This is a genomic window from Pseudomonas sp. RIT409 (assembly GCF_003052515.2).
Lineage (GTDB): Bacteria > Pseudomonadota > Gammaproteobacteria > Pseudomonadales > Pseudomonadaceae > Aquipseudomonas.
This window is the reverse complement of the sequence record NZ_QARE02000045.1, coordinates 1-7,969: the sequence shown is the minus strand read 5'-3', so window position 1 is coordinate 7,969 and position 7,969 is coordinate 1. Positions and strand designations below refer to the sequence as shown.

Below are 7,969 nucleotides of genomic sequence, written 5' to 3'. Positions count from 1 at the left end.
CTGCACATGCGGTGCGATCTTCATCATGTAATCCTGATTGAAGGCCCACTTCTGCACGCGCGCCGCGAACTCTTCCACCGGCAACTCACGCAGCCACTGGCCGTTGAGCCACGACAGCTTCTCAATGTCGAAGATCGGACCGCCCAGCGAAACGCGGCTCAAGTCGAAATGCTCGACCATTTCCTGCAGCGAGAATTTTTCCCGCTCGTCGGGCATCGACCAGCCCATCCGACCCAGGTAATTGAGCATCGCTTCAGGCATGAAGCCCATGCGCTCGTAGAAGGTGACCGAAGTCGGGTTCTTGCGCTTGGAAAGCTTGCTCTTGTCCGGGTTACGCAGCAGAGGCATATAGCACAGCGCCGGTTTTTCCCAGCCGAAGTATTCGTAGAGCAGGATCAACTTCGGTGCCGACGGCAGCCATTCCTCGCCGCGCAACACGTGCGTGATGCCCATCAGGTGGTCATCGACGACGTTGGCCAGGAAATAGGTCGGCAAGCCATCGGTCTTCATCAGCACCTGCATGTCCATGCGGTCCCACGGGATCTCCACGTCCCCGCGCAGGATGTCCGGCACGACGCAGACGCCCTCGCTGGGCACTTTCATGCGGATGACATGGGGCTCGCCCGCGGCCAGACGGCGCTCCACTTCTTCCTTGGAAAGCAACAGCGCGCGGCCATCGTAACGGGGCGTCTCGCCACGAGCGATCTGCTCGGCGCGCATCTGGTCCAGCTCTTCAGCGGTGCAGAAGCACGGGAAGGCGTGACCGGCATCGACCAACTGCTGGGTGTATTTCTTATAGATGTCGCCACGCTCGCTCTGACGGTACGGGCCGTGCGGGCCGCCCACATCAGGGCCTTCGCTCCACTCGATCCCCAGCCAGCGCAGTGCGTCGAAGATCTGTTGTTCGGACTCGCGGGTCGAGCGCAGTTGATCGGTGTCTTCAATGCGCAGGATGAATTCGCCACCATGCTGCTTGGCAAAGCAGTAGTTGAAAAGCGCGATGTAGGCCGTGCCAACGTGGGGGTCGCCGGTGGGCGATGGCGCGATGCGGGTACGAACGGTGGTCATGAAGAATTCCGAATAGGTCGAACAAGCCGCGAATCTTAACAGGCGTACCCCTCGGGGCTCCAGCACGGAGGACCGTGTGGCCGCCTGTGAATGAATACCGGAATATCACTTCGGGTCATTATTGCAACGCTGGCTAGTTGCCAGACTTTATTTGCTGCTAGATTCACCACCACTCCAATCAACAAGAACAACCATGCCCGCCCAACTCAAACGCCGCCTGTTCATCTTCTTTGTGGTGGTCCTGCTGATCGGCCTCGCTTTCTTCGCCCAGTGGTATTTGAAAGGACGGTTTCACGAAAGCACCGACAACGCTTACGTGCAGGGCGAGATCACTCGGGTATCCAGCCAGCTCGGCGCACGGATCAGTGAGGTGCTGGTGCAGGATAATCAGCACGTCGAGAAAGGCCAGTTGCTGGTAAAGCTGGAGCCTGACGATTTCCGCCTGGCCCTGGACCGCGCCCAGGCCACGCTGGCGACGCGGGAGGCTGAGCGGGCTCAGGCGCAGAGCAAGTTGACGCAGCAGTCGAGCCTGATCGCCGCCAGTGATGCACAAGTGCAGGCCAATCAGGCCACGCTCGGGCGTACGCAGTTGGATCTGGCGCGCTTGCAAAAGCTGCGCAAGCCAGGCTTCGTTTCGGAAGAACAGGTCACCACCATGACCGCCGACAGCCACGTGGCGCGCTCTCAAGTGGCCAAGGCTCAGGCCGATGCGCAAGGCCAGCGTCAACAGGTCAATGCGCTGACCGCGGAAATCAAACGCCTCGACGCACAGATCGCCACGGCCCAGGCCGATGTGGCGCAAGCCGAGTTGAATGTGCAGCGCACCGAAATTCACGCCCCCATCGGCGGCTTGATCGGGCAGCGCGCCGCGCGCAATGGTCAATTCGTGCAGGCCGGAGCGTACCTGCTGTCAGTGGTGCCCGACGAGGCCATCTGGGTGCAAGCCAACTTCAAGGAAACCCAGATTGAGCACATGGAGATCGGCCAGTCCGCCGAGCTGATCTTCGACAGTTTCCCCAGCACGCCGATTCAAGGCAGGGTCGACAGCTTGTTCGCAGCGTCCGGCGCGCAGTTCAGCCTACTGCCGCCGGACAACGCCACCGGCAACTTCACCAAAGTCGTACAGCGCATTCCGGTGAAACTCACGTTCGCGCCGGACAATCCCCTGCACGGCAAAATTCGTCCGGGGATGTCGGTGACCGTTTCAGTCGACGTCAAACCTGCGAACGACCCCGCCAGTGGCCGGTGACGAACTGATCCGTCCGGTCGGCGAACCGACCCGGCGCGACTGGATCGCAGTGATGAGCGTAATGCTGGGTGCCTTCATGGCGGTGCTCGACATTCAGATCACCAACGCCTCGCTCAAAGACATTCAAGGCGCACTCTCGGCGACGCTGGAGGAAGGCTCGTGGATCTCCACGTCCTATCTGGTTGCAGAAATCATCATGATTCCGCTCACCGCCTGGCTGGTGCAGTTGCTCTCGGCGCGGCGACTGGCGGTGTGGGTGTCGATGGGCTTCCTGATTTCTTCCCTGCTCTGCTCCATGGCCTGGAGCCTGGAAAGCATGATTGTGTTCCGCGCGATGCAGGGCTTTACCGGCGGCGCATTGATCCCGCTGGCGTTCACCCTGGCACTGATCAAACTGCCCGAACACCACCGCGCCAAGGGCATGGCCCTCTTTGCGATGACAGCGACCTTCGCCCCGTCGATCGGGCCGACGCTGGGCGGCTGGCTGACGGAAAATTTCGGCTGGGAATACATTTTCTACATCAACGTCCCGCCGGGACTGCTGATGGTCGCGGGCCTGATGTACGGCCTGGAGAAGAAGGCGCCGCACTGGGCGTTGCTGAAAAGCACCGACTACGCGGGGATCGTCACCCTCGGCGTGGGTCTGGGCTGTCTGCAAGTGTTTCTCGAAGAAGGCCATCGCAAGGACTGGCTGGAATCGAACCTGATCGTCACCTTGGGCAGCATTGCTCTGCTCAGCCTGATTACGTTTGTGATCATTCAGTGTTCGAAAGCCCGCCCGCTGATCAACCTGGGCATCCTCGGCAACCGCAACTTTGGTCTGTCGAGCATTTCCAGTGTGGGCATGGGGGTGGGGCTGTATGGCTCCGTGTATTTGTTGCCACTCTATCTGGCGCAAATTCAGGGTTACAACGCGCAGCAAATCGGGGAAGTGATCATGTGGATGGGGATTCCGCAGCTGTTTCTGATTCCGCTGGTGCCGCAACTGATGAAGATCATCTCGCCCAAATTGCTGTGTGCCCTGGGATTTGGACTATTTGGCCTGGCTAGCTTCTCGTCTGGCGTGCTCAACCCGGATTTCGCCGGCCCCCAGTTCAATCACATCCAGATCGTGCGAGCACTGGGCCAGCCCTTGATCATGGTGACCATCTCGCTGATCGCCACGGCATACATAAAGCCGCAGGATGCGGGCTCGGCGTCGAGCCTTTTCAACATCCTGCGCAACCTCGGCGGCGCCATCGGTATCGCCCTGCTCGCCACCCTGCTGGATGCGCGCACAAAAACCTACTTCGACTATTTGCGCGAATCCATTTCCCCCGCCAACCCGCAAGTCGCCGAACGCATGGCGCAGCTGACGGAGCGTTTGGGCAACGAGACAGCGGCGCTGGGCAAGCTCAGTGAGATCGCTCATCAGCAGGCGGCGATCATGGCCTACAACGATGCGTTTCATTTTGTCGGTCTGGCGTTGGGGATCAGCATGCTTGCGGTGGCGCTGACCAAAAAACTGCCGAGTGGAATAAAAGGAGGTGCGGCTCACTGAAGCCCCTTTTTATCAGGCCTTTCCTCGGCTTCCGTGGGAGTGATTACGGCATCCATGTAGGCCTTTTCTGAAAGTCCCGTCCCTTCCTTTTTTTGTGTTTCCGTGGTCAGACACGCGCCTTTCAAGCGCTTACATTCCGCGCCTTTCTCCGCGCGGATCACGGAATGTCTGATACCCAAGGGGCCGCCCGTCAGGGCGACGCCCTCACCCATTCTTCGCTGTTGGCCGATGCCTTTGGCGGCGTGCTCGAAGTCGCTGTCGGCGTCGCTATTGGTGCCGCAGTCGGGGCAGCCGTGGTGGCCGCGGCCAGCCTGACCGTCGCCACAGGAGGACTCGGCGCCTGCCTGGTTGGCGCGGCCGTCAACATCGCTGTTGGCGTGGGCATGAACGCCCTTGGGGCCGACGAGGGCATCAGCACCTTCTGCGAAAACCTGGCGAACGCTCTTTTCCCGCCCGACGCCTGCGCGCACATCAGCACGGGCTCATCCAATGTCTTCATCAACGGCAAACCCGCGGCGCGCGCGGCAGGTTGTGCGTCATACGACGCGGTCGATTTGCCCGAGGACCAGGCCCCCGAGGGCACCTTTCTCGACACTGCCAAGGGCTTCTTCGGCGAACTGTGGCAGCCCACACTCGCCTCCCCCGCTCCCGGCGCAACACCGCGTGCGCAGGATCAGGTCACTTGCGAACGCCATCTGCCAATGCCCATCCAGCACCTCGCCGAAGGATCGAGCACTGTTTTCATCAATGGACAACCCGCCGTGCGCAGCGGTGATCGCAGCACCTGCGGCGCCACGGTGTCCGCTGCACATGTTTCACCCAACGTGCGTATCGGCGGCGGCAATCTCGTCGTGCGCAGTGTTCGCAGTGGCAAGACGCCGGGCATCGGCCTAGCCGTGAATGCGCTGGTGATGTTGCGGGGTGGCCCGCGAAGGTTCGTCAGCAATCTGCCGTGCATGCTGATGAGCGGCGCGAATGCCTATGCCGTCAGTCAGGTGGCCGGAGCGTTGGGGCGGGCGATGTCAGGCTCGCCGCATCCGGTGCATGCGGCCACCGGAGCCAAGGTGCTGGGCGGGATCGAGGAGCTGGACTTTTCCCTGCCCGGCGTCATGCCGCTGCACTGGCAGCGCTTTTACAATAGTCGGGACGAGCGCAGGGACGGCCTGTTTGGGGCGGGCTGGAGCGTGGCGTTCGAGGTGAGCGTTCACCTTGAAACAGATCGGCTGATCTACATCGACGAACAGGCCCGACGCATCGACATGGGGCGGGTCGACGCTGGCCAAGCGGTGTTCAGTACCGGCGAAGGGCTGGTGGTGCGGCGGCATGACGATGGCCGCGTGCTGATCGAGAGCGAGGACGGGCTGTATCGGTATTTCGAGCCATCGTTCATTGGCAGTCCCGTACTGCGCCTGGTGCAGCTCGGTGATCGCAACGACAACCGGATCGATCTGGCGTACGACGCCCAAGGCCGGTTGAGTGAGTTGCGCGATTCTTTGAATGTGCAGCACCTGCAGCTGGTGTATTCGGCGGAATGGCCGCGCCGGGTCGCGTCCATCGAGCGACTTTACGACGACCCCGGGTCGCAGAAGGAAGCGCTGGTTCATTACGGTTACAACGCGGCCGGGGACCTGCTCGAAGTCCGCAATGCGTCGAACTGTCTGCTGCGTCGCTTCGCCTATGACAGCGGCCAGCGCATGATTGAACACCAGTTACCGAGCGGGCTGCGCTGCTTTTATGACTGGGCTTTGATTGAGGACCGGGACTGGCGGGTGGTTCACCACGCCACCGATGACGGTGCCGATTACCAGTTTGATTACGACCTTGAGACGGGTCGCACGGTGGTCACCGATGGGCTGGGGCGACGCAGCGTTCGGCAATGGAATGCGCAGCACCAGATCATCTCGTTTACCGATGCGCTGGGGCTGACCTGGAAATTCGAATGGAACAATGAGCGGCAGTTGCTTGGTGCGACCGACCCGCAGGGCGGCCAGTGGCGCTACACCTACGACGCCGCAGGCAATCTCGCTTCCACTGAAGACCCGCTGGGCCGCCATGAACTGACCGAATGGCTGGAGCACTGGGCCCTGCCCCGGGTAGAAACCGATGCAGCAGGAAACAGCTGGCATTACCGCTATGACGCTCGTGGCAACTGCACCCATAGGGTCGATCCGCTGGGGCACGTGACCCAGTATCGCTACAACGCCTTGGGCCAGATCGTCGAGATCCTCGACGCCAGTGGCAAGACTCGAAAGAATACCTGGAACGCCTTTGGACAGTTGAGCGGCCACGTCGACTGCTCGGGTCACAGGACCGAAGTCCGCCACGACTCGCGTGGCCACTTGCTGAGCATCACCGATGCCCTAAGGCACGAGACCCGATACCTACATGACCTGTACGGCCGTCTGCAAACACTCGAGACACCGGACAAGCGCGTTTTTGAATGTCGGTACGATGTCAGTGGGCGACTGATCACCCAGACCGATCCGACCGGCGCCACTACGCGCTTTGAATACGACTCCCGAGGCCAGCTTCGCCAGCGCACCGATGAACTGCGCCGCACGGTGCAATACCGCCACGATGCCTACGGGCGACTGAATGCTCTGACCAACGAGAACGGCGAACACTACCGGTTTGCCTGGGACGCCGGGGATCGGTTGGTCGTGCAGCAAGATCTGGATGGCAGTCAGCGGCATTTTCGTTATGACGGACTGGGCAATCCGCTGCAGGTGGAGCAGCGCCCGGCGCCTTCGGAGAATAATGATCCGGTTGAAGCCCCCATCATTCATGACCTGCAACGCGATGCCGTGGGAAGGCTAGTCAGCAAGACCACGACCGACGGCAGCACTGAATACACCTACGATCTACTGGACCAACTGACCGGCATCACGTTCACGCCACTGGCGGGCGAGCCGCAGCAGGTCGAGTTTTGCTATGACGCCTTGGGTCAGTCACTCAGCGAGCGGAATTCTTCCGGCGTTTTGCAACACGCCTACGACGAACTCGGCGACCGGACCCAAACCCGCCTGCCCGATGGTCGAACCCTCAATCGGCTGTACTACGGCAGCGGGCACCTGCACCAGATCAACCTCGACGGGCGGGTCATCAGCGATTTCGAGCGCGATCCCTTGCACCGAGAAGCGCTGCGGGTGCAAGGGCAGATCAGAACGTTCACTCAGTATGACGCCGCTGGTCGCTTGCAATTGCGCACCCCACGCCTTGACGGCAGACACCCCGATACCTGCGCCCTGTACGACAAAGCGTACGACTACGACGACGCCGACAACCTCATCTGCCGTTCGACCGGCAAACAGTCACGCCGCAGCCGCACTCATCTGCACTATGACGCCACCGCGCGGCTGATCGCCAGCGACGACGACATCCTGAACACGCCCGAGGTGTTCGCTTACGACGCCGCTGCCAACCTGATCGACGGTCGCCAGCAATACGCCGAACAGGTCCGACACAACCGGATCAGGTCCTATCAGGACAAGCGCTACCGCTACGACGGCTTTGGTCGGCTGATCGAAAAACAGAGTGTTTGCCATGGCACCCAGCGCTTCGAGTACGACGCCGAAAGCCGCCTGATCGCCGTGCATCACCGCGACGGCGTCTGTATTCGCATGGCCTACGACCCGCTCGGCCGACGCATCGCTAAAACCGAGCACAACGCTCACGGGCTCATGCGTAACGAAACGCGCTTCACCTGGGACGGCCTGCACCTGCTCGGCGAGGAGCGCCATGGTCGACAGTCCTTGTACCTCTACGCCGACGACAGCCATGAGCCCCATGCCCGTATCGACCGCAACGGCGATCACCAAGGGGTTCTGTACTTCCACACCCAGCCCAACGGCCTGCCCGAAGAACTGACCACCGCTGAAGGCCACCTCGTGTGGAAGGCTCGCTATCAAGCGTGGGGCAACACCCATCAGGAAGAACGCAGCCCGTCCTGCGCTGAACAAAACCTGCGTTTTCAAGGCCAGTATCTTGATCGCGAAACCGGACTGCACTACAACACCTTCAGGTTCTACGACCCGGATGTCGGCAGGTTTACCACGCCGGACCCTATTGGACTGGCGGGTGGATTGAACCTGTATGCCTACGCGCCGAGTGCG

4 protein-coding genes are annotated in these 7,969 nt (G+C 61.2%); 3 read left to right on the top strand and 1 reads right to left on the bottom strand.

What is annotated here, in order from left to right; all coding sequences use genetic code 11:
* Positions 1-1,068 (bottom strand): glutamate--tRNA ligase (gene gltX / locus DBP26_RS26730; RefSeq protein ID WP_112235858.1); only part of this gene is annotated, 1,068 nt, incomplete at its 3' end.
* A gap of 193 nt (positions 1,069-1,261) precedes the next feature.
* On the opposite strand from gltX, the gene DBP26_RS26725 reads away from it, so the two are divergent.
* The 3 genes from DBP26_RS26725 to DBP26_RS26715 form a co-directional block, all read left to right on the top strand.
* On the top strand, positions 1,262-2,317 hold the full coding sequence (locus DBP26_RS26725) for an HlyD family secretion protein (RefSeq protein ID WP_108240652.1): 1,056 nt from the start codon (positions 1,262-1,264) through the stop codon (positions 2,315-2,317).
* Positions 2,318-2,366: 49 nt separating this feature from the next.
* Positions 2,367-3,857, top strand: coding sequence for an MDR family MFS transporter (locus tag DBP26_RS26720; RefSeq protein ID WP_177411145.1), 1,491 nt, complete (start codon positions 2,367-2,369; stop codon positions 3,855-3,857).
* 164 nt (positions 3,858-4,021) lie between these two features.
* A partial coding sequence (locus DBP26_RS26715; protein ID WP_112235857.1) for an RHS repeat-associated core domain-containing protein occupies positions 4,022-7,969 on the top strand: 3,948 nt, incomplete at its 3' end.

Excerpts from the sequence above, each read along its gene's own strand:
- DBP26_RS26725 (WP_108240652.1), top strand. The coding sequence starts at position 1,262 with ATGCCCGCCCAACTCAAACGCCGCCTGTTCATCTTCTTTGTGGTGGTC.